We start from the raw sequence: 23,223 nt of genomic DNA on the forward strand, positions 1-23,223 counted from the left end.
ACATACGAGCACCCGGTGTGATTGAAGCAGCGTGGATCTATCCCTATTGATAATCAGTGCCTTTTCGACTATCCGGCCGAGATAAGACCGTCGTCGCAGTGATGTGGGTATATTTCCGGTGATCGGGCCCTTCGACCCCAGGATGTGACGCGTGGCCGTGAGTTGCCCTCCGACGATCTCCACCATTCTCGACACCGCGGGATCGCAGATCGGTGCGCGAGCCGCCGCCACCGCGGGTCGCGTGCGGACCGGCATCGATCTCGGCACCGCGACCTGCGTGATCACCATCGTCGATGAGGCCGGTGCGCCAGTGTGGATCGACGTGCTGCCCACGGCCGCGATCCGCGACGGTGTGGTGGTGGACTTCGCCGGCGCGGCCGAGGCGACCCGCAGATTGAAGGCGGCCGCCGAAGAGGCACTCGACATGGATCTGCTCAGCGCGGCCACTGCCTATCCGCCGTGCGTCGGCGAAGCCGAGAGCCGGGCGTGCCGATTCGTTCTCGAAGGTGCGGACTTCGACGAGGTGCTCCTGATCGACGAGGTCAGTGCCGCCAACCGTGCGCTCGGCGTCACCGATGGTGTCGTCGTCGACGTCGGGGGCGGCTCGACCGGTGTCGGGGTGTTCCGGGACGGCGAACTCGTCTTCCTCGATGATCGGCCCGGCGGCGGTCATCATCTCGACCTCATTCTGTCCGGGGCGCTAGGCGTCGACATCGGGGAGGCCGAACGACGCAAGCGTGACGACGCCGGCGGCGAGTATCTTCCTGTTTTGCGGCCCGGGTTCGAACGCATCGCGCAGAATATCGCCGAGCTCTCCCGGGATGCGTCCGACCTTGACGTACACCTCGCGGGTGGCGCGCTCATGTACCCCGGTGCCGACACCACAATCTCCCGGTATCTCGATCGCACGGTCCACACCTATCCCCACGCCAACCTGATCACACCATTGGGCATCGCGCGGTCAGCGCCATGATCGACCACGGAGTCCGTCGTCGAAGCGAGCTCCTATGTTGACCGAGTCCACCCGCCGCTCCCTCGACCTCCTGCTGGCGACGGTGGTGCACACGGCATCCGAAGCGGAGTCCGCGGTGCAGGCGGCGTGCCGGAACGACGCTTCGCTGACCCTCGCCCGGTACGACGACCTGGCATGGGGCACGGTCGGCACCTCAATCGACGCGGCCGCGGTCTCACTGGACCAGACCGCTTACACCGCACTAGAGTTCCGAAGCGGCCCGTTGTCGGCGGCGGGCCGCGCGGTCGGTGAGTATGCGCTGGTGGGCAACACGTCGCTGACCGAGGCCGATCTCGACCTGTTGGCCCGGGTATGCGTGTGGCTCAGCCTGGTTCGCGACCTGCACCGCGCACGCACCGAGGTGAACGACTACCACGACGAGTCGATCGTCGTCGGCGACATCGCCAAGCAGGTACTCAGCGTGTCCGACCTCGATCAGGTGCTGTTGACGATCACCACCGAGACCCTGCGTATGAGCGAGTCCGACATCTGCGGCGTGTTCCTCCGCGAGGGTGCCGAGCTCAGGATGAAATCGTGTGTCGGACATCGACTTGTCGAGACGTCCCGGCTGCGGATGAGCAAGGGCCAGGGTGTCGCGGGCCTGGTCTTCGAAACGAGAGCAGCCGCCAAGATCGACAGTTATCTGCAGGACAATCGGATCAGTGGCGACTTCATGTCGCTGGCCGAGCAGGAGGAGACGAGATCGGCGTTGGCGGTGCCGCTGATGCAGGGTGATGATCTCGTCGGCGTGCTCGAGGTGTGGCGGCGACGCTACTCGAACTTCACCGATCGCGATGTTCGACGTCTCGAGGCCCTCGCAGACCTCGCAACCATCGCCATCGACAATGCGCGACTGTACGATTCGCAGCGCACAGCGTTGACCGACCTCGAGGCGACCCGTGGCCGGTTGCAGTCACAGATCGAACTCCTCGACGAAACCGCACACCTGCAGAAATCGCTGATCGACATCGTGCTGGAGAACGGGGCCGTCTTCGCGCGCGTGACGCGGGTCCTCACCGAGTACCTCGGCGGGACCGTCGCCGTGGTCACCGCCGACGGGATTGTCGAGGCAGTCTACCCGCGCGATACGGCCACCGCCGATATCGAAGAAGCTTGTGCCACCTGGCGTGCGGCGCTGCATCACGACCACGACCGCGCCATGTCGTCTGACGGACAACCCATCTGGATCCATCCGATCGAGCTCGGCAGCGATGGGTTCGGGATGGTGTGCGCGCAGGGCAGCGAGGCGAGCGACGATCGGACCGAGGTCGCCTGCGCACAGGCCGCTCTGGCCTGCGCGCTGTTCCATCTCCAGCAACGCGCCGCGAGCCTCGCCCGGGCCGAGGCCCTCGATCAGGTCCTGTGGGATCTGATGGACGGTTCGGACGAGCAGCGTTCGGCCGCCCGGGGTCGCGCGCAGCAGATGGGGGTCTGGCTGCGTGGTGCTCACCGGGTGCTGTACGGCTCGATCGAGAACCTGGATTCGCTGGCACATCAGGAGGAATGGAGTGTGTCGTCGACCGACCGCATGCGTCGGTCGATTCTCGAGTCATTGCGTGCCATGACAATTCCCGCTCAACCGACGCTGGCCGGAACCCGCGGTAACCGCCTGGTCGCGCTGATTCCCATCGCCGATCGGGATCGATCGCGAGAGTTCCTGCGCGCGCTGAATACGCACCTGTCCGCGGGCCATCCCGAGATCACGTTCTCGTGGGGCCTGAGCAATGCCCGCGAACATCCGAGTCAGTTCCCGGAGGCGTTCGCCGAGGCCCGGACAGCTCTCGCGGCGTCCCGGCGGCTCGGCTCTGCGTCACTCTACGACGATCTCGGCATCGTCCGCCTGCTGCTCGGCCATGAGGATGCCGACTTCCAGTCCTTCGTCCACGAGATCACCGGTCCCCTGCAGGAATATGACACGGCCAACGACGGCTCGCTGATGAAGACACTGCGTGCCTACTTCGACTCCAACTGTTCGCAGAAGGATGCCGCCGATCTGCTCTACATCCATCACAAGACGCTCGCGTATCGACTCGACCGCATCCGCAAGCTGACCGGACTGGACCTGTCCCAGCACAGCGACCGGATGCGCGCCGACCTCGCGTTGCGGCTCATCGAGGTATCCGAACAAGCAGATCAGACCTTGACGGACTGATCAGTCGAACGCGATCACCGTCTTCACGCTGCGCCGCGATCGCATCGCGTCGTAGCCGGCCACCGCGTCGTCGATGCCGATGCGGTTGTCGATGATGACCGTCGGATCAATCACGCCCGCGCTGAGCAACGCGGCGAGTTCGTCGCGGTGGCGGATGGCGTTGCCGATGGCGAAGGAGACGGTGAGCTCGTCGGCAAACGCTCGTGCCACCGGCATCTCCCAGGATGAATCGGTATGCACACCAACCGATACCAGGATGCCACGACGGCGGATCACCGAGAGTGCGGTCTCGAGCCCGCGGCTGCCGCCCACGGCTTCGACGACGACGTCGGCGCCTCGACCGTCGGTGAGCGCGTCAATCACCGACCGGGCTTCGTCTGGGGTGGTGGCGATGGCACCGCATCGCTCGGCGAGTGCCCGACGATCCTCCACGGGCTCGATGACCACGACCGGACCGGCACCACTGGCTTGGGCGGCCTGGCTGGTCATCTGTCCGACCGGTCCGCCGCCGACGACGGCCACCGTTGCGCCCGGCCGGAATTGCGCTCGGCGTACCGCACTGTAGCCGGTGGCCAGGATGTCACCCTGAAAGAGCGCTGCGTCCCAGGACAACTCATCCGGCAGGCGTTGCAGGGTCACGTCCGCGAACGGCACCCGCACGAGTTCGGCCTGCGCGCCGTCGAGTTGCGGGCCGAAGACGGTACCGCTGCCGAAGAACGAGCGTTGCGGACACTCCCACTGGTCACCGGTGCGACACCACCAGCATGCTCCGCAGGCGGTGAAATCGGCCCCGGCGACGCGATCGCCGGTGCGCACCCCACGGATCGCGGCACCGACCGCGACGACGACACCGACGAACTCGTGACCCAGCACGTTGCCTGCGGCCAGTCCGTCACCTGTATGGGTGAGATGCAGGTCGGTGCCGCAGATTCCGGCGCGGGTCACCTCGACGATCGCATCGGCGGGGTCGGCGATCACCGGTTCGGGAATGTCGGCGATCTCAACGGTTTCCGGTCCGCGGTAGACGACGGCCTTCATGTCCGGCGACCCGCATCCGCGGCGACGCCGGCCGACTCGAGTGATTGCACTCGTTCGGCGATCCGGTCCGCGGCTGTGCGCAACTCCCCGAGTTCGGTAGTGGTCAACGGCAATTCGACGATCTGCGCGAGACCCGCGCGGTTCAGTCGGACCGGCAATCCCACATATCCCGAGTTGATCCCGTATTCACCCTGTGGCGCAACGGTTGCCGCCAGGAGCTCACCGGTCTCCCGGATCATGGCCAGCACCATGCGTGCCGCCGACAGACCCGGCGCAAAGAACGCGCTACCGGTTTTCAGCAATCCGACCACCTCGGCGCCGGAGTTACGCGCTCGATCGACCAGCGCGTCGACCTCGGGCGCCGGCAGGGACCGGGCGATCGGTATGCCGCCGACCGTCGCCTGCGACAGCGGCATCACCATCTCACCGCCATGACTTCCCAGCGCGAGTGCGGAGACCTCGCGCGGGTGGACTCCCGCGGCGAGCCCAGTCAGCGCCTCGAATCGGGAGCTGTCCAGCACTCCGGCCATCCCGATCACCCGACTGGCGGGGAGATCGGACACCTGCCAGGCATGCTGGGTCATCTCGTCGAGCGGGTTGGTGACGACGAGCAGCACCGTATTCGGCGAGACCTCGACGGCATCACGCGCGAGCGCCCCGACGATCGCGGCATTGGTTTCGACCAGGTCGGTGCGACTCATGCCGGGTGTCCGGGCCTTGCCTGCGGTGATCACGACATACTCCGACGGTCCGGCCTCCGCCAGGGTGTTGACTCCTCGTACGCGGGTGGAGAACCCGAGAAGCGGTGCGGCGTGGGTGATGTCGAGGGCGATACCGGCGGCGCGCTGACCGGCGATGTCGACGAGCACCACCTCGTCGATGGCGTCACTCTCGGCCAGGCGCATCGCCGCGATCATGCCGACATTGCCGGCGCCGACGACAGTGACCCGCCGTACTCGTCCGCTCGCCACCGAATCCTTGCCGGCACTTGCCACGGAGCCCGATCTGTCGATGCGCACCGCGGCGGCCAACGGCGCTCCGCGGCGAAAGAGCGCGGGCGATGGTGGACGGAGGAGCGGCAGAGCTTCGGCGTCCACCGCAGGCCGGCCCGCGCGTGGCGTCGCTGCTCGTCCGTTCGTCGGACGGGATTGCGCAGCAGGAGAAGTGGTCGCCTCGCCGGTCCCGGCCGGTGACGTGGCACCGCCGACGACGATCTCGACCCCGGCGTCGCGGGCACGTTCGCGGGCCAGCGGGGTCACGATGTCGGTGCGCCCGACCACCAGTTGCGTTGCACCGGCGGCGAGAACGGCATCCACCGAGTCGGCGCCATGGACGGTCATCGCTTGGCCTCCTCCACGCCGTCGAGCGCCTCGAGTGCGGCGACCGCGGCGTCCCGCGCGGTTGCCACCTCACTCTCGCCGCCGGACACGAACAACCGGCCGAAGCGACCGACGGCCCGGATCTCGATCACGCTGATGTCTGCAGCTTTCTCGGCTTCGTTGGCGGCCAACGCGATATAGGCGGCCGGCGCGCATTCCAGGACGAACAGGCTGTCGCCCGGCATCAGCAGCGATCCCTTGCGCCACTTGTTGAGTAGCTGAGCCTGGTACCCGTGCACGTTGGTGATGAACTGCGTCGACGCGATCACGGGCTTGATGCGATCGGATTCGCTCATGCCGAGTTCGCCGAGCAAGGCGTCACCGGCGGCCAGGACATCTGCTTGATGTTCCGAATGCAGTTCCAGCAAACCGAATTCGCGCTCGATGATCTGCATGGCCGGACGCACGCCAGCCGCCTTGAGGGCGACGTCGGCAGCCTTGAAGACCTCGTTGCCGGGCGCCATCTCGACGAACAGCTCCGACATTCCTGCCAGGGGTGGGTCGCCGGGGCTCGTGGCGGCGACGTGCGCGGCGCACTGCGGTTGCATGCGGTCGATGAATGCGTACGTTCTCAGCGTTGCCTGGTTGCTCATGACGTGATCCTCGTTGGTGAGATGAAGTGGTGATGCGACGTTGACCGCGAAGACCGCTGCACGGGATAGTGATCGGAGGTCACTCGTAGACCCCGCGCCACGGGCGGGCCAGGTGCGCCACCCGTTTGATGTTGACCAGATGCAGCGGGGTGACGTTGTCTGAGCAGATCGATCCCGACCAGGTGCCGGTACCGAGCTGGAAGGACGGATCGACATTGCAGGAGTAGCCCATACCGCCGAAGAGGGCGGGACTGTTCACGATGATCCGCCCGGCCGGCAACTCACTGAACGCGGCGATGACCGACGGGTCCGACGCGTGGATGGCCACGGTGTGGCCTTCACCGCCGAGCGCGAGGATCTCCCGGCAGCGTCGCCACCCGGCTTCCGACCCCGATTCCCGGTAAACCGTCAACACCGGACCGAGGATCTCCCGTGACAGCAACTCGTCGGCAGCCACCCGATCGAGTTCGGCACCAAGCACTTTGGTGGTCGCCGGTACCGAGAACCCGGACATCTGCGCGAGCTTGGTCGCCGATTGGCCGACGGCATCCGGACGCAGTCCGCCGCGTTCGTCGAAGAGGGTGCGGGCCAAGGCGGACTGCTGCCCGGCGTCGAGCCATGCGGTGCCCGCGCGGGTCATCTCGGCGATCAACCGGTCGGCGACCGGCGCGTCGACAACCACCGATTGTTCCGCCACACAGGCGGTTCCGTTGTCGAAGGACTTGGAACTGATGAGCATGGTGGCGACCTCGGGGATGTCGGCCGCCGATGAATCCACGTAGGCCGGAACGTTTCCCGCACCCACCGCGATGGTCGGCTTGCCGCTCGAGTAGGCGGCAGCGACCATGCCCGGACCCCCGGTGGCCAGAACCAGGCGGACATCGCGATGTGACATCAGTTCGGCGGTCGCGGCCAGCGTCGGCTGTTGCAGGCAGGACACCAGATGCTCGGGGGCCCCGGCCCTCGCGGCCGCCTCGGCCATGATCTCGGCCGCGGCCAGGGAGCACTTCGCGGCGCGCGGATGCGGTGCGTGGACCACCGCATTGCCCGCCTTGACCGCCGCCAGGCTCTTGAAGAGCACCGTCGCCGTCGGGTTGGTGACAGGGATGATGGCGGCGATCAACCCCATCGGTGTCCCGATGGCGGTAACCTTGTTGGCCTCATCAGCCCACAACACACCGACCGCACGACGCTCGAGCATCCAGTCCGCGACAAAACCGGTGTTGAAGCGGTTCTTGATGATCTTGTCTTCATAGACGCCGTACCCGGTCTCGTCGGCCGCCATACGGGCCAGCTGGTCGGCAGCCGCGTAGCCCGCCTGCGCCATCGCCCGGACGATGTTGTCGAGATACTCCTGATCGGCGCCATCGATGGCGTCGTACGCCGCCTTGGTGGCGGCGACCTGAGCCCGGACGTCGGCAAGCGCTGCGAGATCGGGGTCGAGGACTGCTGTCATCTCTTCTGCCTTTCAGCTCGCGCAGGTACTCAGGCGCCCTTCGGGCGGGTCAGGATCGCGAGCACACTCTCGGTCTCCTCGTGCGGACGTGGGATGACGTGGACCGAGACGACTTCGCCTGCCTTGCCCGCGGCGACGGCGCCGGCGTCGGTGGCGGCCTTGACCGCGCCCACGTCACCGCGAACCATGATGGTGACCAGTCCGCCGCCGATCTCCCGGTGTCCGACCAACTGGACATTCGCCGCCTTGACCATCGCGTCGGCCGCTTCGATCGCGCCGACGAGTCCCTTGGTCTCGATCAAGCCGAGTGCGCCCGCGCCGCGGGTAGCAGTGCCCTGAGGTGCCATTGTGGTGTCCTTCTTCTCTGTGTGTTCCTGCGGTGCAGGAGTTTTCGGTGGCGTTGCGGTGGTTGCACCGGACGCCGGGGTCTTCATGGTGGTCGTGGTCATTTCTCGTAGGTCACCTCCGAGTCGACGACGAGGCTGTCGACGATGCCGATGGCCGCGGCGTCGACCGGTGCCGTCGTCGTGGCCGAGTCCATGCGGGCCGCACCGCCGGTCGCGACCAGCACCACCTCGCCGCGTCCCGCTCCGATAAGGTCGACGGCCGCGTAGGACCCGGTTCCGACATCGTCGGGATGTGCCGGATCGATGTCGGTCAACAGCAGGATGGTCCGTCCGGCAATGGAATCCGGCTTGGCCGTCGAGACGACCTGCCCGACCACCTTTGCGACACGCATGGAGTCCTCCTGTTCTGGGGACCGTCGGCGATGCGGCTCGGTCCGATTGCCTGTCAACCGCGGTGGTCCGTGGTGAACACGACACACGGTAAGCACCGCACCACAGGTCACCTCCTATCGTCGGAGGACAATGTTGGCCGGTCCGTTTGTCTCTCATGGAGGTGACGTCCGTCGCCGGTGGCAGGCAGGCTGGGAGACACGCACGAGGTGCGCGCCCGGAAGGGTGTACGCGCAGACAAGGAGCGACCATGATCGACGACATCGATGCCGATTTCCACCAACCGACCAGTGCCGACCCGACCTGGGCAGAGACCAACTTCTTCGGCTTCTATGTTCCCGAAGCACACCTGAATGTCGGTGTGTACGCACTGTTCCGGCCCAATGTGGGGGTCGTCATCTCGACGGTCGCAATGAACTCGAAGCTCGTCGAGGCGCCGTGGCAGGCCGAGTACTGGGATGCGCAGCACCATCTCGCCATTCCCGAACCACGCAATCTCCGGGACTACCAGCTGGCCAATGGGCTGAAAGTGTCCTCGCCCGAACCCAACAAGGTCTGGGACGTGGAGTTCGACAACGGCGACGGCGTCGCCGTCGCCTTCCGCTACACCGCACTCGCCGATGCGTTCGACATCCACGACCCCAAGCAGGATCCGGTGGTCGCAGCGGCGCTCGCGCAGGCCGAGGGTGACGACACCTTCGCCTGGGGCGAGGCCTACGCCGGACACTTCGATCAGACCGGCAGGTTCGAGGGTGAGATCAAGCTTCGTGGACGCACCTACCCGGTGAACTGTGTCTCGACGATGGATCACAGCTGGGGACTACGCGACGAGCACCAGGGTCACACGATGAGCTGGCTGCACGCGCACTTCTCCGAGGACTTCGCAGTGCACGCCATCCTCGACTTCGATCCGGACGCCGGGCCCGACGCTGCCACCGATCTCTCCCTGGCGCACGGGTACGTGATGGATCACGGTCAGCTGTACGGACTTTCGGAGGCCACCGGCCGTACCGTCCGACGCGGGTTCTTCGCCCAATCGGTCGAACTCGAGCTTACCGACAGCCGTGGTCAGCATCATCGACTCACCGGTCTGGGACGCACCTCGTTCCCGTGGCAGGCCGGGCCGGGGACGGTCGGCTACAACGTGCTCGCCGAATGGCGCTACGACGGCGACCCGACTGCGAAGGGCTGGGGCGAAATCCAGGACTTCATCGGCCCCCAGCACCTCTGCAAGATCTATTCCGGAGACATCTGACCCCCGAAGGGACACAACAACCATGTGCCCACCGCCCACCGCGGTCATCTTCGATCTCGACGGCACCCTGGTCCAGACCCGCGAGGCGTCGTGGCAGGTGTTCGCTCCGATCGCGGCCCGCCACGACCTGGCCGTCGACAGCGCCGAGAAGTTCTACCACCTGTTCGCGGGCAACTTCTTCGCATCGCTCCGCGCGGTCTGCGAGACCGAGGATCGTGCCGATGTCGTGGTGGGCGAGTTCATGGCCGCACTCGACAGCCACTACGCACCGGCGATGGTACCCGGCCTGATCGACGTGGTCCGGACGATGGTGCCGCACTCCCGGCTGGCGGTACTGTCGTCGAACACCACCGCGGTGGTGCGACGGGTGTTGCGCGCCAACCATCTCGAGTACTGCTTCGCCCATGTCTTCGGGGGCGATGTGGAACCCGACAAGGCGGCCGGCATCGCCCGCTTCCTCGCGGACGCGGCATCGGGTTCCGGTCGTCTGTGCCGGGCGTACTACGACGAGCCGACGGTGACCGGGACGCTCGAGCCCCGTCCGCCGGCCGATCCCGGCGAGGTTGTCCTGATCACGGATACGGTCGGCGATGTCGAGGCGGCGGGTCGGGCCGGCATTCGGGCAGTCGGCGTCGCCTGGGGTATGCACACCGAAGAGCAATTGCTCGCCGCGGGAGCCGAATTCGTGGCGATCTGGCCGCAGGAACTCCTGGCACACCTCTATGGCCGCGCCGAGGAGACCTGCACGTGCGCGACTCCCGCTGCCGACGCCGGCCCTCTCGAGCCAGCGCAGTCTGTATCGGTCGCACGGCGACAAGTCGAGGCGGCCCGACGGCGACGCGAGCGGCGACGTGCCGCCGCACCCCAGATCCCCGCCACCGTGGTGAGCTCCTCTGCCGCCACGGTGGTGGATTCCAGCGCAACACGGCTGCGGCGTCCTGATCCGGCACTGGCCGCGGCGATCCTCCGGACCATGACATGAGCACCATTCTCGTCACCAACGACGACGGCATCGACAGTCCTGGGGTGCTCACGCTGGCCGAGGTCGCCGAACAGGCCGGACATGACGTGCATGTGGTTGCGCCGCATCGGCAATCGAGCGGAAGCGCCGCTGGCCTGTGGCGTGATCCCGACGCGTCACCGGTGATCACCACCCGGGCATCCGGCCCGCTGAGCAACGAGATCCGGGTCGCTGCGGCCCATCCCGGAATGATCGCGTTACTGGCAATGACGGGACAGCTGGGCCCGGTACCCGACGTCGTGCTGTCGGGCATCAACGATGCGTCCAATCTCGGCTCGGGAGTGCTGCATTCGGGGACCGCGGGCGCCGCAATTGTCGGTGCCGCGCATGGCGCGGTCGGTGTCGCGGTCTCCCTCTTCTGCGATGACCAACCCGACGACGCAATACGCCATTGGCAGACCGCGCAGACCCTGGTCGCCGGTGTGCTGGATGATCTCGTGCGTTCGCCGCGTGGTTCGGTGTTCAACATCAACGTGCCCAACGCGCCGACACTGGATGCGCCTCTGGTGCAGGCCGACTGGCGGGCCCGCGGTGCCGTACCCACCCTGGTGCCGTTCATCGAGCGGTTCCACCGGGCCAACGGGACGACCGCAGTGCCACCGCGAATCATCCGCGATCCGGGCACCGACATCAGCCTCGTGGAGGCTGGCCATCCGACGGTGTCCCTGCTGAGCTTCACCGGCGATGCCGCGATTGCGTGGGCCGAATCGGCGCCGGCAACAACACCAACACCAACACCAACACCAACACCAACACCAACACCACCCGAACACATCGAGTGAGGAGCAACGACATGGCGAGTGCAGTAGGAATGATCGAGTGCCGCGGACTGGTCGGCGCCATCGAGGCGGGCGACGCAATGGTCAAGGCGGCCAATGTCACCCTCGACGGTTGCCGCGCGCTGCGGAACGGGCAGGTGACCGTGATGGTGCACGGCGATGTGGGTGCCGTCCAGGCCGCGGTCGCCGCCGGCGTTGCCGCCGCCGCACGCGTTGGCGAACTGTATGCGTCACATGTGATTCCGCGTCCCCATCCGGAAGCAGAGGTAGTGATCGATGAGTCCTTCCCTTCCTGACCTGACGCCCATGAGCCCAGAGTCCGACAGAGCTCAGAGGTCGGACGTGGTCCGGATGATCGACTTCGCGCTCCGCTGGTATCGATTCGGCGGGGGGTCGGACGAGGACATCTTTGTGCGCTTCGGCATCGATCGTCTGACCTACGCACGGCGCCTGCTGACGGCGCTCGACGATCCTCGCATCACCCTTGATCCGGTGCGCCGCAACGCACTCCGCGACGTCTATTCGCCGACCTGATTGTCTGAGCCATCGGTCTCCCGCACCAGAGCATCATCGCCGCCATGACGCGCCCCCTACACAACGAATCGCCGCACCATTCCTTTAAGTGGTGCGGCGATTCGTTGTGCGGCATCGGTCGCGCTACCGTGCCATCGCCAATCGAGTGGGGCGTAGCTCGTCGTGTCCGACGGCAATGCGTTGTATACCCTTGCGGCGCAGCAGCCTCACCGTGTCATCGGATACCGTGCCCGCCAGGCGAACACTCAACTGCGCCGGTGAGCTCAGCCGCACCAACGCGTCGTCGATGATCTTCTCGACGTAGGGACCGACCTGCTTGCGGGGATCGATGTCGATCAATCCGTCCCGCACATAGCTGTCCAGTGGTTCCGCGGTGAGCAGATGACGTTGCGGCACTCCATAGGTCGCCGCCTGGAGCCGCTGCAGCTCCAACCACACCTGATCTACCTCTTCGGCGATCTCCGGGATCTCCAGGACTCCCTGAGTGTTGGTCACGTAGCAGCCGACCTTGATGTCCAGGCCGAGTTTATCCCGGAGCGAACGCAGCGCCGAGGCCTCGGCACGCCCGCTGGTGCGGGGGCTGACGAAGCAGACTGTCGCACCGGTATTCTCCGCGGCTCGTGTCAGGCCTTTGAGCTGCGCGGCGACAAGTTCCGGCGAGCCCAGGGGCATCGCCACCTGCGGGTGCACGGCGAACAGAGTGGAGATGGCGAACATCTCTGCGACATCATCGTCATGGAAGTCCAGACCGCGGACGTCAAACTCGGTTGCTCCCGCGGCCGCGAACAGCGGACCGAACGCGGTGGCGATGGCCTCTTCGAGGTCCGCTGCTGCGGTCGAGAGTTCCTGTCCGCCTTCGAGACCCGCGATGATCCGATCCAGTGAGCCGTCAGTCGCCAGGACGTCGTCGACAGCCGAGACGAGTCCGCGCGCACCACGCTCAATGAGCTCACCGACCTGATCCACCGTGTATGCCCGCCCGAGGATCTCGGCCTCGGTGTCGGCGGTGGCTGCCGCGATCTCGAGCAGTGCCGCCAATCCGTCACCGTCGCCCGCCGCGCCGTCGACGAGATCGATCGTGCCGGCGATGATCTCACCGGTTGACCCGTCGAGGCTCACCTCGTCGCCGGTGCGCCAGGTCCGCTCGCCTACCGTCATCGTCCCGGCCACCGGGTCGATCTGCAGCTGAGCGCACCCCACGATGCAGGTGGTGCCCAATGCGCGGGCGACGACTGCGGCGTGTGACGTCGATCCGCCTGTGGCCGTGACGATCCCGTCGGCGGCGATCATGCCGTGAAGGTCGGTAGGGCTGGTCACCGGACGCGCCAGAATCGCGGACCGTCCGTTCTTCGCCGCGGTTTGCGCGGCCTCGGAATCGAAGTACAGTGCACCGACCACCTGGCCGGGTGAGGCGCCGACGCCGGTGGCGATGATCCGGCCGGCGTCCTTGGCCGCAGCAAGTTCCTGCGGGTCGAAGCCGGGTCGTTGGACATTGCGGACCTGATCCAGCGACACCGACCGCAACGCGGTCGTCGCATCGACAACACCTTCGGTATACATGTCGGTGGCGATGCGGATCGCCGCGCGTGCAGTACGTTTGGCACTGCGTACCTGGAGCATGAACAGCGTTCCGCGTTCGACGGTGAACTCGATGTCGAGCATATCCTGGCGCTGTCGCTCCATCGTGGCGCAGGTCTCGACGAGTTCGGCGAAGGCCTCGGGTACCGATTCAGTCATCGTCTGGACCGGGTCGGGGGTGCGCGTGCCGGCGACGACATCCTCGCCCTGACTGGCCGAGAGATACTCGCCGAACATCCCCGGTTCGCCGGTCACCGGGTTGCGCGAGAACACGACCCCGGAACCGCTGTGGGAGTCGAGGTTTCCGAAGGCCATCGACTGCACCACCACGGCGGTGCCGAGATCATGGGGGATGCCATGGACCTCTCGGTAGGTGACCGCGCGGCGGGTGTTCCAGGATCGGAACACGGCTTCCACGGCTCCGATCAACTGTGCGTCGGGGTCGGTGGGCACCTCGTCGTCGCAGTCCTCGGCGAGTTTGTCGGCACAGTAAGACCACACCGCGTCGTAGACCTCAGCCGGCGCTGCCGCGTCGTCGAGTCCCGCGAGTATCGTGCCGAGTTCGTCGCGGTCGGGGACCTCGAAGGCGTCGAGGACGGTCTCGGCGTACATGCCGTGGAATCGGAAGACGACGTCGGCCATGAACCGTGGGCTGCCGGTGGCCTCGGCGAGCGCCACCGCCGACTCTCGGCTCACTCCGAGGTTGAGCACCGTGTCCATCATGCCGGGCATGGAGATGGGTGCGCCGGAACGGACCGAGAGCAGCAGCGGCAGCGGTCCCCCGCCGAAGGTCTTTCCGGTCGTTTTCTCCACATCGCGGAGTCGCGAGCGGATTTCGGCCACGAGTTCTGCGGTCAATTCGTCGGCAGCGAGGTAGGCGTGACAGGCCGCGGTGGAGATCACGAAGCCCGGGGGTACGCGTAATCCGTTGCGGGTCATTTCGATCAGTCCGAATCCCTTACCTCCCACGGCATCGAGATCCGCTTCCCCGGGATCGGTGAAGGCACGGGTGAGCAGGGTGTGTTCGGCCGGTGCGGCTCCCATGACGGTCATTCCTTTCGCTTCCGGCCCAGGGTGCGCAGAAGATCCTCGTGAAACTCGAACCAGATGTTGTGCACGGAGTCCCGGGTCGGGTCGGACACGAACGCGACATCGCCGGCGTCGACCTTGTCCGACGAGTCACGGAATCGGGTGATGTAGAGACGGAAACGTGGGTCTCGCTCGCCCAAGGTCTCCAGCAGGCCCGACAATCGCGATACGAGCTTGTCGATCTGGGAGATGATCTTCATGTCATAGTCGGGATCGGAGTGGTCGTTGGTGATCTTTCGCCCGCCGACCTCGATCTGCTGCCACGCCGACATCGCCTTGAGGAAGCGTGAATTCACGTCCTCGAACTTGTCGGCGACCCGCAGTACGGCGGGATCGGTGCGTACGTCGGCGTAGATCGCCGACGCGGAGTCGGAGAGCACCTCGGCAGCGGAGTCGGTGGGTAGAGCGTTGTCACCGACGAGCACGATGAGGTTGCGCTCGGCCAACGCAGAGAGAGCGGTCTGTGCGGCCTCGAGGTCGAGGGTGGTGACATCGGCGACGCCGGCGACGGTGGACATCTTCTTGAGCGCCACCGCATTGAGTGCGTCGTAGAGATCTTTGTCGAGAAGTGTTGATGGCATGGGGTTCCTAGCTGTTGCGCGGACACCGAAGCGGTGGCCGGGCCCGGCGCGACGACGCGACCGGGCGCGACCACCGCGAGGTGTCACGACCTACGTTGGACGATCCAGGTCGCTCAATTCCTCAGAGCCACTTGTACTTGGAGGACCGGAGATCGGCGTTCTCGCCGAATGGAAGGTAGCCGCGTCCGGAGAAGATTTTCTGCGGCACCACTTCCTGGGCGAATCCGCGCTTGGTGATGTCGTAGTAGTAGTTCGACACCCGCTGGTCCACCTCCCACATCTGCAGGTCCCGCACGCACTTCTCATACACGCCGGCGCGGCGCAGATACGGCAGGATCATGTCGATGTAGTAGACGTAGTGTCCCGACCAGATCAGGTCGCGACGGCACATGGTGGAGATCTTGCGGTACAGCTTGAGCGTGGCCTCCTGCACCTTGGGGAGTTCGCCGGCAAGTTCCTCGATGGACAGCGACCGCAGTTCGCTCATCGGGCTGTCGTGCTTGGCCCGGGCGAACACCCGTCCGCCGACGATGGCCGGGATGTAGTTCTTCGGCCGGGTGAATGTCGTCGAGATATCGTTGACGCGGATCTCCTGCAGTCCCATGGCATTCGGGTCGATCTCGATGGCCACGGTGTAGGAGTAAGGCAGTCCGGCGTCCTCGCACACGTCCGACCAGTGGTAGATCGGTTCGTTCACGAACAGGTCACGCAGGATCAGCAGGTTGCCGTTGGGCAGCTCATACGGTCCCGTGTCACCAAGACCGAGTCGATTGTCGAAGTGCTGCAGGAACGCCAGCAGTTCGGCAGCGGCGTTGAACCTGGTGAAGGCCGAGTGATCCGGAGCGCCTTCTTCCAGCGGCACCAGTTGCTCGGTGAGGGTCTGCAGGAAGTCGTCGTCGTGGATGGCGCACCGATAGCGGTCCTGTGAGTTGAGGATGTAGCCGTCCTGCCGTTTGCCCCACAGGATGCGTTGCATGAACTTCAGCATCGTGTTGGACTCTTCGACGTACTCATCGGGTCCGATGGCCTCGAGAGCGAGGAGTCCGCAACGTCCCATACCGAATCCAACGGCGCCGATGCACCAGTCGTGCACGGAGTTCACCTTGGTGCCGACCTCGCGGCGAGCCGAGGCACCGATGTCGAGCAGCCCCTGCGCACCGACGGTGTCGGTGGCGAGACGGAGAAACTCCGGCCACCGGTAGAACTCGTGCATGAACGCGAGGATCTCGTACTCCTGTCGCGGGATCATGCCCGAGACACCCTCGGTCGCGCGCATCACCAGGGTGTCCCAGATGTTCCACGCCAGATAGTTGTTCAGGTCGTTGAGCTCGTCGAGGGTGAACTGGTCATTGAGGACGTCGTCCTTGGTGACCTTCTCGAGCACCTTGCTCTTGGCGCGAGAGCGCATCATCTTGTCGCCCAGGATGCCGTCGGTGACGGGTTCGAGACCGACGAAGTTGCCCTCGAAAGTCAGGTCCTGGAAACGTAATCCGTCGTCCTCGGGTCGGTAGCGGTCCTTGTAGGTGGCCTTGGCGCCGGCTTCTGCGTTGATGGTCATGATCTATTCCCTCCAGGTCGTCAGACGAGGCTCACGCGGCCGGTTTCGTCATCGTCACAGAGCAGTTGGACTTTCTTGCCGACCAACGCCTCGGTGATCTCGACGAAGTGCGATTCGTCGGTATTGCCGACCTCGTAGCGGGACTCACTATCGGTGAGGTGGGCGGTCATGACACAGGGGATCTGAAACTCCCGAGACAGGATCCCGAGATGAGATTCGGGTGCGCCCGACATCGTGATGACGCCGATCGCGCCCATGCTCAGCGCGGGGGTGAGGAACGTCGTGGTGCCGCCCCGCACCAGCAGGACGTACTCGCCGAGCTTGCCGGACTGCACAACCTCGATGACGTCCTGCGGCGAGTCGAGATACTTCACCTCGCCCACTGGGGATTTCGATGTTTCGAAGGCGTTGTAGCCCTCTGCGATGACCTGCATGGAATCTCCTCTTCCTCAGCCGGACCCCCGGCGTGTGATGTTCCTAAGCTCACAATGCGCTTGTGGTGTGGTGCACCGCACTCGCTCGCGAGACAGACATGAATGGTGTGGTCTATCCCTGCGGGATAGTGCTCGTGCCGGCCGCGGGGTCGAACTCCGAAAGCTTGCGTCGAAGCAGCTTTCCCGACGATGTCGTCGGCAGCGCGTCGACGAACACGACGTCTCGCGGCCGCTTGTAGGCGGCCAGTAGATCGACGCAGAACGTCAGGATCGAGTCGGCGTCCGGGCTGGTGCCGGCGCGAGCGACGACATACGCGACCGCGATCTCCCCCTTGATCGGGTCGGGGCGTCGCCCGACGGCCACCATGGCCACGTCGGGATGTGCGGCCACAACGCGTTCGATCTCCGCCGGGTAGACGTTATAGCCGGCAGTGATGATCATGTCCTTCAATCGATCCACGATGAAGGCGTGGCCACCCTCGTCGAGGTAGGCCACGTCGCCGGTGCGCAGCCATCCGTCGGGCCCCAGCACGTCGGCCGTGGCCTCGGGTCGACCGTGATAACCCAGCATCACCAGCGGCCCCCGGATGGTAAGTTCTCCAGGTTGCCCCACTGGTACCGGTCCAGCCGATCCGTCGGTGGGGACCACGGCAATATCGTTGCCGGGCAACGACACCCCGATCGATCCGGGACATGGCGGCGCGTACACCGAGTGAGTGGTGCCAAGTCCGGACAGCTCGGTCATCCCCCAGAGTTCGAGCAACGGGGCCCCGGTGCGGGCCTCCCACCGCTCGATGATCACCGGCGAGAACGTCTGTCCGCCAACCGTACTCACCCGGATCGAACCGAGATCCGCAGATCCGAGATGCGGCGACGCGAGCAGCATCGAGTACATCGTCGGCACGCCCTCGAACACGGTGACACCATGACGCGCAACGAGTTCGAGCGCAGTATCCGGATTGAACCGCTCCATCAGCACTACGGTGCCTCCGGCGAGGAACGTGCCGTTGATGGCGACATTGCCGTAGACGTGGGCAGCTGGCAGGGCGGACAGAATGACGTCATGCTCGGTCTTGCCGTGCATCGTTGCGGTGTGGGCGCAGTTGAGCAGTACCGATTCCAGCGACTGCATGGCGCCCTTGGGATGTCCGGTGGTGCCCGATGTGTAGCCGATGCTGCCCAGATCCCGGCCCGCCCGCTCGGGCAGTACCACCGGTTCCGGACTGCCCTTGTCGAGCAGCTCATCGAATGAGGTATCCAACGTAACCCTCAGTGCCAGAGGAACATCCGAGATTTCCTTACCGACTCGAGCGGCCTCCGCGGCGCCGAGGAACAGGGCCTTCGCCCCGCAATCGTCGAGCACGTACCGCAGTTCGGGACCCGTCAGCATCACGTTGACCGGGTTGACCACACCCCCGGCCTTCAGCACACCGTGATAGGCGACGATCCATTGCCAACTGTTCTGTCCGAACAGGGACACGACGTCGCCGACCTCGAATCCGTTGGCCGCCAGAGCTGATGCCACGCGGTTGGAGAGTTCGTCGAGCTCGGCGTAGGTGAGTGTCCGTGTGGAGGTGATCAGTGCGGTGCGATCAGGGTGTCGTTCAGCCGCCCAGGGAAGCAGTTCGGCGAGGCCGACCGCGGGGCGTGGAGTTGCCATGTCGACCTCAGCCCTCCGCGTCGTCGAGGACGAGTACGGCCTTGGTGACCTTGCCATGATGGGCAGCGTCGATGGCCATGTTGATCTCGGCGAAGGAGAAGCGTTCGATCAGCTTGTCGAATGGGAAGCGTCCCTTCCGGTAGAGCTCGATCATCCGCGGAATGAACTCTCGCGGAACGGCGTCGCCCTCGATCACCCCGATCAGCGACTTCCCGAATAATAGGTTTCCCTGGTCGATCGGCAACTGGTTGGGCAGGCCCTGGAACCCGACAGTCGCACATGTGCCCGGCGTCTGCAGACAGTTGATCGCGGCGGACACAACCGTCGGCAAACCGATGCAGTCGACCGAGAATCGCGTACCGCCACCGGTGACCCGGACGATCTCCTCCACGGCGTCCACCGTCGAGGAGTTCACTGTGTGCGTGGCGCCGAACGCGCGAGCGGTCTCCAACCGGGAGTCGTCGATGTCGACCGCGACTATCGTGGTGCATCCGGCGACCACCGCGCCCAGCAGCGCCGCGAGTCCGACCGAACCGACTCCGAAGATCGCGATCGAGGTGCCGGACGGTGGATTCAACGTGTTCAGTACGGCGCCGGCACCGGTCTGGATACCGCAGCCCAACGGACCGAGGATCTCCAACGGCAGATCGGCGTCGACCTTGATCGCGTTCTGTTCGTCGACGACCGCGTGCCGCGCCCACGACGACTGACCGAACCATGCACCCAGCACCGGCGACCCGTCTTCGCTCAGCGGAGTCGTCCCGTCGACGCGGGCACCGGTGAGGTTGCGTGGGATGAACTCCCGGCAATGCTGCGGAACCCCGCTCTCACAGTTGTCGCAGGCCCCACAGTGGGCGTAGGAGAGCACGACGCTGTCCCCGACCTCGAGCTGGGTGACACCGGAGCCGATCGCCTCGATGACTCCGGAACCCTCGTGTCCCAACACGATCGGCGTCTGGCCGTCGGCCGGCGCGGCGATCACGCCGAGGTCGGTGTGGCAGACACCCACTCCCGCTATCCGGACCAGCACCTCACCGGGTTGCAGCTCGGCGACGTCGAGTTCAGTGATCTCGAGATCGGTGCTCGCCGCTTTCAGCACTGCTGCTTGAGTTTTCATGATCAGGTACTCCTTCGGCGATCAGGCGACCGAGCCCTCGGAGCGGTTGAGGCACACGGTCTGATGATTGGTGTACTCGGCCAGACCGTGCAACGAGTTCTCCGCACCGATGCCCGACTGCTTGTGACCACCGAAGACCTGGTGCGGCGAGTATTCGTGAACCTCGTTGAGCCACACCGTGCCGGCCTCGAGCTGCCGGCCGATACGCTCGACCGCCTCGAGGTCGGCGCCCCACACGGTGGCGCCGAGACCCCACACGGTGTCGTTGGCGCGCCGGATCACGTCGGCCTCGTCGGACCACTTGAGGAGCGGCAGAATCGGCCCGAAGGGCTCCTCGGCGACCAGCCGCGAATCCTCCGGCGGGTTGTCGACCAGAGTGACGGGCACGAACCAGCCGTCGGAGGACGTGTCGATCGTGCCGCCCAGGGCAAAGGTGTAGCCGTTGGCCCTGCAGTCGTCGAAGTACTCGGTCACCTTCTCCAGTTGTGGACGGTTCTGGATCGGCCCCAGCTGCGTGTCCGGCTGTGAACCGTCGCCGACCACAACGGTCCTCGCGAACTCGACGAGCTCGTCGCGCACCGCGTCGTAGACGTCGTCGTGGATGTAGATCCGCTTGGCGGCGTTGCAGAACTGCGCGTTGTTCTGGAACGCCGCCCAGAAGATCTGCGGCGCAACCTTCTTGGGGTCGACATCGGGGAGCACGATAGCCGGATCGTTGCCACCGAGCTCAAGGGTGACCCGCTTGAGAGTTCCCGCCGCCGACGCCATCACGTGCTTTCCGGTTTCGGTGCTGCCGGTGAACGCGATCTTGTCGATGCCGGGATGCGAAGTCATCCACTTGCCGAGGTCGTCGTCGCCGGCGAGCGCGCTGAACACACCCGGCGGAAGGAGATCCTGCACGAGTTCGGTCAGTTTGAGATCGCAGAGCGGGGTGAACGGTGACGGCTTGACGATGATGGTGTTGCCGGACACGAGCGCGGGCGCGATCTTCCACACCGCAAGCAGAATCGGGAAGTTCCAGGGCACGATCGCGCCGACGACGCCGAGCGGCGTGTGGCGACTGATGACCTTGCGCTCCGACGTCTCCTCCAAAAGGTCCTCAGGCAGTTCCTGCTTGGCGATCTCACGGAACCACGCGACACTGCCGTAGACCTCCCATTCGGCCATCGGGCGCGGCTTGCCCTGCTCGGCGGTCAGCAACGCCAGGAACTCTTCGGCATGCTCCTCGAGTCGGTCGCCGATGGCCGAGACGATGGCCTGCCGCTCGGCGATCGGGGTCGCCGACCACGCCGGGAACGCGTCGCGGGCGGCGGCGACCGCGCGATCGAGGTCGTCTCGGGTGGCGACAGGTACCTCGGCGAACGGCTGCCCGGTGGCCGGGTTGTAGACCGGTGCGTTGGTGTCCGCTCCCGTCGCTTGACCATTGATGATGTTGACGTACTTGACGTCTGTCGGCGCGCTCACGTGGCCTCCTCGGCAACGGCGGTGTGACCGGACAGGGATCCCGGGCACCCAGGGTGGTAACTATGGCACTCATCACTGTGGTCCGGCTCGGACGCGCCGAGTGTCCTGATTTCGAACACTCCCCCGGGGAGTGTGATCGGGCCGCAGATACTCCTGTCAGGAGATCTGGTAGTAGCGAAGTCGCTGGTAAAGGGTGTTTCGCCCGATTCCGAGTGCGGTCGCCGCGGCCGCCTTGTTGCCGTCGGAGTCACGCAGGGCAGAAAGGATCGTCGCGCGTTCGGCACGCTCGAGGGGCGTGAGGGTCCGGGACGGACGCACACGATGCGTGCTCGGTAGGTCCTCGACGGTGACGTCGCCGCGAGTGCGTCCGCGTGCCGCGATCCGGAGCACGCGCGTCAACTCGGTCAGATTCTCGGGCCATTCCTGCTCGATGAGGACGTCGAGCGCCGACGGGGTCATCCGCAACCGATCGGCCGCATCCGACGGCACGTCGTTCGACGCGGTCACCCGCTCGAGGATGTCGTGCACGATCTGCGGTAACCGGGCGCCGACATCACGAACGAGCGGAAGCGTTTCATGCTCCGCCGCGGTGGACAGCAGTGCGCGCAGTTCGCCCCCGAGTTCGGTGTCCGCCGACGTCACCAGGACCACAACACCTTTGGCGTCGGCGGTCAGCATGCGGATGGTCGCCGCATCTCGCGTCTCGCAGAGATGAAGATTGTCGAAGACGAGCGGCTTCTCGGCACGGATCGCATCAGCAACCTGGGGGCGCCAGATGGATTGACTTGCGGCAGTGGCGAAGTCGACGATGAGCGCCTCATCCCCGGCGATCTGCGCAGCGCGCGTGGATTTTCCGGCACCCGGCGCCCCGACGATCGAAACGACGCGCCGTTCGATTCCCGACGGGGACCGCCGTACCGTCGGTCGTGCACCGGATTCCCGGGTGGGGACGACCTCGATGATGACGCCGTCGCGACCACCCTCGACGAGACGCGCATGCACATCGACCGACCGTCCGGAGGTCAGCGAGAGGGTTCGCGTCAGCCGGTCGTGGTTGTCGAGATCCTCGGCCAGCGCCCGCAACGTCGGATGGTCGTCGGTGGTGATGAGGTCCATCGCGGCCGCGTTGCTCAGGGCGAGGTTCTCGCCGAAGAGCAGGATGGCCGACTTGCGGCGCGCCGATTCCTGCTGGAACTCGGCAAACAAGCGCTGTTCGGTGAGGCGAGAGCCTTCCTGCAGGCGCTGCTCGATGTCGCGGACGGCACGCATGAGGAAGGGACCGAGGAGGTTGCTGAGATCCTCGCGGGGACCGGTCACGTCCAGCACACCCTCGAGGCGACGGGTGATGGGGTGAATGATCGGGGCGCCGTAACAGCAGAAGACGCGCAGCGCCTCCAGGAAGTGTTCGTCACCGGTCACCGCGATGGGCTTGCGCAATTCGAACGCCGTCGCGAGCGAGTTCGTGCCGCTGACCTCTTCGACGTACTGCGCCCCGGGTACCGCTTTGACCCGGTCGAGGTGACGGTCGAGGACCCGGTTGCTGCGTCGGCGGTCGACGATTCGCGCGCCGTGATCGGCGAGCAGGACCGAGAACCGGGTGTCGTTGAGTTCGTCGGCCATCCGGGTGAGGACGGGGTCGGCGGCCCGGATCAAGCGGCTGTGCCGGTCGACCTCGAAGATCGTCGACTCCTTGACCTCCATGCCCGGGTCGAGGCCGCTCATCAGCGACCTCCGCCATCCGAGAGCGATCTCGGGCCGCAGGTCGGCTTCGGAGTCCAACGACATG

At 65.7% G+C, this 23,223-nt stretch carries 21 protein-coding genes; 7 read left to right on the plus strand and 14 right to left on the minus strand.

Annotation, left to right across the window (positions count from 1 at the left end):
* Positions 1-157 precede the first annotated feature (157 nt).
* Together eutJ and AAFP30_RS11890 are read left to right on the plus strand one after the other, a co-directional pair.
* Positions 158-973 carry an ethanolamine utilization protein EutJ gene (eutJ, locus tag AAFP30_RS11885; protein WP_419230112.1) on the plus strand — a complete coding sequence of 272 codons (816 nt, stop codon included), beginning with the start codon at positions 158-160 and terminating at the stop codon, positions 971-973.
* Between the two features lie 34 nt (positions 974-1,007).
* Positions 1,008-3,164 carry a helix-turn-helix domain-containing protein gene (locus AAFP30_RS11890; protein WP_419230113.1) on the plus strand — a complete coding sequence of 719 codons (2,157 nt, stop codon included), beginning with the start codon at positions 1,008-1,010 and terminating at the stop codon, positions 3,162-3,164.
* Here the strand turns inward: AAFP30_RS11890 and AAFP30_RS11895 are convergent, their stop codons facing one another.
* The 6 genes from AAFP30_RS11895 to AAFP30_RS11920 form a co-directional block, all read right to left on the minus strand.
* Entirely contained in the window at positions 3,165-4,202 is a 1,038-nt protein-coding gene (locus tag AAFP30_RS11895; RefSeq protein WP_419230114.1) for an alcohol dehydrogenase catalytic domain-containing protein, read from the minus strand.
* Complete coding sequence (locus tag AAFP30_RS11900) at positions 4,199-5,542, minus strand: malate dehydrogenase (RefSeq protein WP_419230115.1); 1,344 nt, start codon at positions 5,540-5,542, stop codon at positions 4,199-4,201. The genes AAFP30_RS11895 and AAFP30_RS11900 overlap by 4 nt, the downstream gene beginning before the upstream one ends.
* The gene (locus AAFP30_RS11905; RefSeq protein ID WP_419230116.1) at positions 5,539-6,174 is read right to left on the minus strand and encodes a hypothetical protein; all 636 of its coding nucleotides are present in this window, start codon (positions 6,172-6,174) and stop codon (positions 5,539-5,541) included. The genes AAFP30_RS11900 and AAFP30_RS11905 overlap by 4 nt, the downstream gene beginning before the upstream one ends.
* Positions 6,175-6,253: 79 nt before the next feature.
* Positions 6,254-7,630: an aldehyde dehydrogenase family protein gene (locus AAFP30_RS11910; protein ID WP_419230118.1), complete on the minus strand. Its 1,377-nt coding sequence runs from the start codon at positions 7,628-7,630 to the stop codon at positions 6,254-6,256.
* A gap of 29 nt (positions 7,631-7,659) precedes the next feature.
* A complete protein-coding gene (locus AAFP30_RS11915; RefSeq protein ID WP_419230167.1) occupies positions 7,660-7,977 on the minus strand; it encodes a BMC domain-containing protein in 318 nt (105 codons plus the stop codon).
* Positions 7,978-8,075: 98 nt separating this feature from the next.
* Positions 8,076-8,369 carry a EutN/CcmL family microcompartment protein gene (locus AAFP30_RS11920; protein ID WP_419230119.1) on the minus strand — a complete coding sequence of 98 codons (294 nt, stop codon included), beginning with the start codon at positions 8,367-8,369 and terminating at the stop codon, positions 8,076-8,078.
* Between the two features lie 248 nt (positions 8,370-8,617).
* On the opposite strand from AAFP30_RS11920, the gene AAFP30_RS11925 reads away from it, so the two are divergent.
* From AAFP30_RS11925 to AAFP30_RS11945, 5 genes are read left to right on the plus strand one after another with little or no spacing between them, the layout of a single operon-like run.
* Positions 8,618-9,622, plus strand: a complete 1,005-nt coding sequence (locus tag AAFP30_RS11925) for a DUF7064 domain-containing protein (RefSeq protein ID WP_419230121.1) — start codon at positions 8,618-8,620, stop codon at positions 9,620-9,622.
* A gap of 22 nt (positions 9,623-9,644) precedes the next feature.
* The gene (locus AAFP30_RS11930; protein ID WP_419230122.1) at positions 9,645-10,604 is read left to right on the plus strand and encodes an HAD family hydrolase; all 960 of its coding nucleotides are present in this window, start codon (positions 9,645-9,647) and stop codon (positions 10,602-10,604) included.
* Positions 10,601-11,425, plus strand: coding sequence for a 5'/3'-nucleotidase SurE (gene surE, locus AAFP30_RS11935; RefSeq protein WP_419230123.1), 825 nt, complete (start codon positions 10,601-10,603; stop codon positions 11,423-11,425). The genes AAFP30_RS11930 and surE overlap by 4 nt, the downstream gene beginning before the upstream one ends.
* Positions 11,426-11,436: 11 nt before the next feature.
* Positions 11,437-11,718 carry a BMC domain-containing protein gene (locus AAFP30_RS11940; protein ID WP_419230124.1) on the plus strand — a complete coding sequence of 94 codons (282 nt, stop codon included), beginning with the start codon at positions 11,437-11,439 and terminating at the stop codon, positions 11,716-11,718.
* Between the two features lie 55 nt (positions 11,719-11,773).
* Positions 11,774-11,956 (plus strand): hypothetical protein, encoded by a 183-nt coding sequence (locus AAFP30_RS11945; protein ID WP_419230125.1) that lies wholly within the window; start codon positions 11,774-11,776, stop codon positions 11,954-11,956.
* 123 nt (positions 11,957-12,079) lie between these two features.
* On the opposite strand, the gene AAFP30_RS11950 is transcribed toward AAFP30_RS11945, so the two are convergent.
* The 8 genes from AAFP30_RS11950 to AAFP30_RS11985 all read right to left on the minus strand — a co-directional run bounded on the left by AAFP30_RS11950 (position 12,080) and on the right by AAFP30_RS11985 (position 23,222).
* Positions 12,080-14,578, minus strand: a complete 2,499-nt coding sequence (locus tag AAFP30_RS11950; RefSeq protein ID WP_419230126.1) for a pyruvate, phosphate dikinase — start codon at positions 14,576-14,578, stop codon at positions 12,080-12,082.
* A gap of 5 nt (positions 14,579-14,583) precedes the next feature.
* On the minus strand, positions 14,584-15,204 hold the full coding sequence (locus AAFP30_RS11955; RefSeq protein WP_419230127.1) for a hypothetical protein: 621 nt from the start codon (positions 15,202-15,204) through the stop codon (positions 14,584-14,586).
* Positions 15,205-15,325: 121 nt separating this feature from the next.
* Positions 15,326-16,762, minus strand: coding sequence for a hypothetical protein (locus AAFP30_RS11960; protein ID WP_419230128.1), 1,437 nt, complete (start codon positions 16,760-16,762; stop codon positions 15,326-15,328).
* Positions 16,763-16,782: 20 nt separating this feature from the next.
* A complete protein-coding gene (locus AAFP30_RS11965; protein WP_419230129.1) occupies positions 16,783-17,196 on the minus strand; it encodes a PEP-utilizing enzyme in 414 nt (137 codons plus the stop codon).
* Between the two features lie 112 nt (positions 17,197-17,308).
* Positions 17,309-18,856 (minus strand): class I adenylate-forming enzyme family protein, encoded by a 1,548-nt coding sequence (locus AAFP30_RS11970; RefSeq protein ID WP_419230130.1) that lies wholly within the window; start codon positions 18,854-18,856, stop codon positions 17,309-17,311.
* A gap of 7 nt (positions 18,857-18,863) precedes the next feature.
* On the minus strand, positions 18,864-19,973 hold the full coding sequence (locus tag AAFP30_RS11975; protein WP_419230132.1) for an NAD(P)-dependent alcohol dehydrogenase: 1,110 nt from the start codon (positions 19,971-19,973) through the stop codon (positions 18,864-18,866).
* A gap of 21 nt (positions 19,974-19,994) precedes the next feature.
* Entirely contained in the window at positions 19,995-21,437 is a 1,443-nt protein-coding gene (locus AAFP30_RS11980; RefSeq protein WP_419230133.1) for an aldehyde dehydrogenase family protein, read from the minus strand.
* 156 nt (positions 21,438-21,593) lie between these two features.
* Complete coding sequence (locus AAFP30_RS11985; protein ID WP_419230134.1) at positions 21,594-23,222, minus strand: sigma-54-dependent Fis family transcriptional regulator; 1,629 nt, start codon at positions 23,220-23,222, stop codon at positions 21,594-21,596.
* Position 23,223: the final 1 nt, after the last annotated feature.

The organism is Gordonia sp. CPCC 205515 (genome assembly GCF_048537925.1).
Taxonomy (GTDB): Bacteria; Actinomycetota; Actinomycetes; order Mycobacteriales; family Mycobacteriaceae; genus Gordonia.

Excerpts from the sequence above, each read along its gene's own strand:
- AAFP30_RS11890 (WP_419230113.1), top strand. The coding sequence starts at position 1,008 with ATGTTGACCGAGTCCACCCGCCGCTCCCTCGACCTCCTGCTGGCGACG.
- AAFP30_RS11895 (WP_419230114.1), bottom strand. The coding sequence starts at position 4,202 with ATGAAGGCCGTCGTCTACCGCGGACCGGAAACCGTTGAGATCGCCGAC.
- AAFP30_RS11900 (WP_419230115.1), bottom strand. The coding sequence starts at position 5,542 with ATGACCGTCCATGGCGCCGACTCGGTGGATGCCGTTCTCGCCGCCGGT.
- AAFP30_RS11905 (WP_419230116.1), bottom strand. The coding sequence starts at position 6,174 with ATGAGCAACCAGGCAACGCTGAGAACGTACGCATTCATCGACCGCATG.
- AAFP30_RS11910 (WP_419230118.1), bottom strand. The coding sequence starts at position 7,630 with ATGACAGCAGTCCTCGACCCCGATCTCGCAGCGCTTGCCGACGTCCGG.
- AAFP30_RS11915 (WP_419230167.1), bottom strand. The coding sequence starts at position 7,977 with ATGGCACCTCAGGGCACTGCTACCCGCGGCGCGGGCGCACTCGGCTTG.
- AAFP30_RS11920 (WP_419230119.1), bottom strand. The coding sequence starts at position 8,369 with ATGCGTGTCGCAAAGGTGGTCGGGCAGGTCGTCTCGACGGCCAAGCCG.
- AAFP30_RS11925 (WP_419230121.1), top strand. The coding sequence starts at position 8,618 with ATGATCGACGACATCGATGCCGATTTCCACCAACCGACCAGTGCCGAC.
- AAFP30_RS11930 (WP_419230122.1), top strand. The coding sequence starts at position 9,645 with ATGTGCCCACCGCCCACCGCGGTCATCTTCGATCTCGACGGCACCCTG.
- surE (WP_419230123.1), top strand. The coding sequence starts at position 10,601 with ATGAGCACCATTCTCGTCACCAACGACGACGGCATCGACAGTCCTGGG.
- AAFP30_RS11940 (WP_419230124.1), top strand. The coding sequence starts at position 11,437 with ATGGCGAGTGCAGTAGGAATGATCGAGTGCCGCGGACTGGTCGGCGCC.
- AAFP30_RS11945 (WP_419230125.1), top strand. The coding sequence starts at position 11,774 with ATGATCGACTTCGCGCTCCGCTGGTATCGATTCGGCGGGGGGTCGGAC.
- AAFP30_RS11950 (WP_419230126.1), bottom strand. The coding sequence starts at position 14,578 with ATGGGAGCCGCACCGGCCGAACACACCCTGCTCACCCGTGCCTTCACC.
- AAFP30_RS11955 (WP_419230127.1), bottom strand. The coding sequence starts at position 15,204 with ATGCCATCAACACTTCTCGACAAAGATCTCTACGACGCACTCAATGCG.
- AAFP30_RS11960 (WP_419230128.1), bottom strand. The coding sequence starts at position 16,762 with ATGACCATCAACGCAGAAGCCGGCGCCAAGGCCACCTACAAGGACCGC.
- AAFP30_RS11965 (WP_419230129.1), bottom strand. The coding sequence starts at position 17,196 with ATGCAGGTCATCGCAGAGGGCTACAACGCCTTCGAAACATCGAAATCC.
- AAFP30_RS11970 (WP_419230130.1), bottom strand. The coding sequence starts at position 18,856 with ATGGCAACTCCACGCCCCGCGGTCGGCCTCGCCGAACTGCTTCCCTGG.
- AAFP30_RS11975 (WP_419230132.1), bottom strand. The coding sequence starts at position 19,973 with ATGAAAACTCAAGCAGCAGTGCTGAAAGCGGCGAGCACCGATCTCGAG.
- AAFP30_RS11985 (WP_419230134.1), bottom strand. The coding sequence starts at position 23,222 with ATGTCGTTGGACTCCGAAGCCGACCTGCGGCCCGAGATCGCTCTCGGA.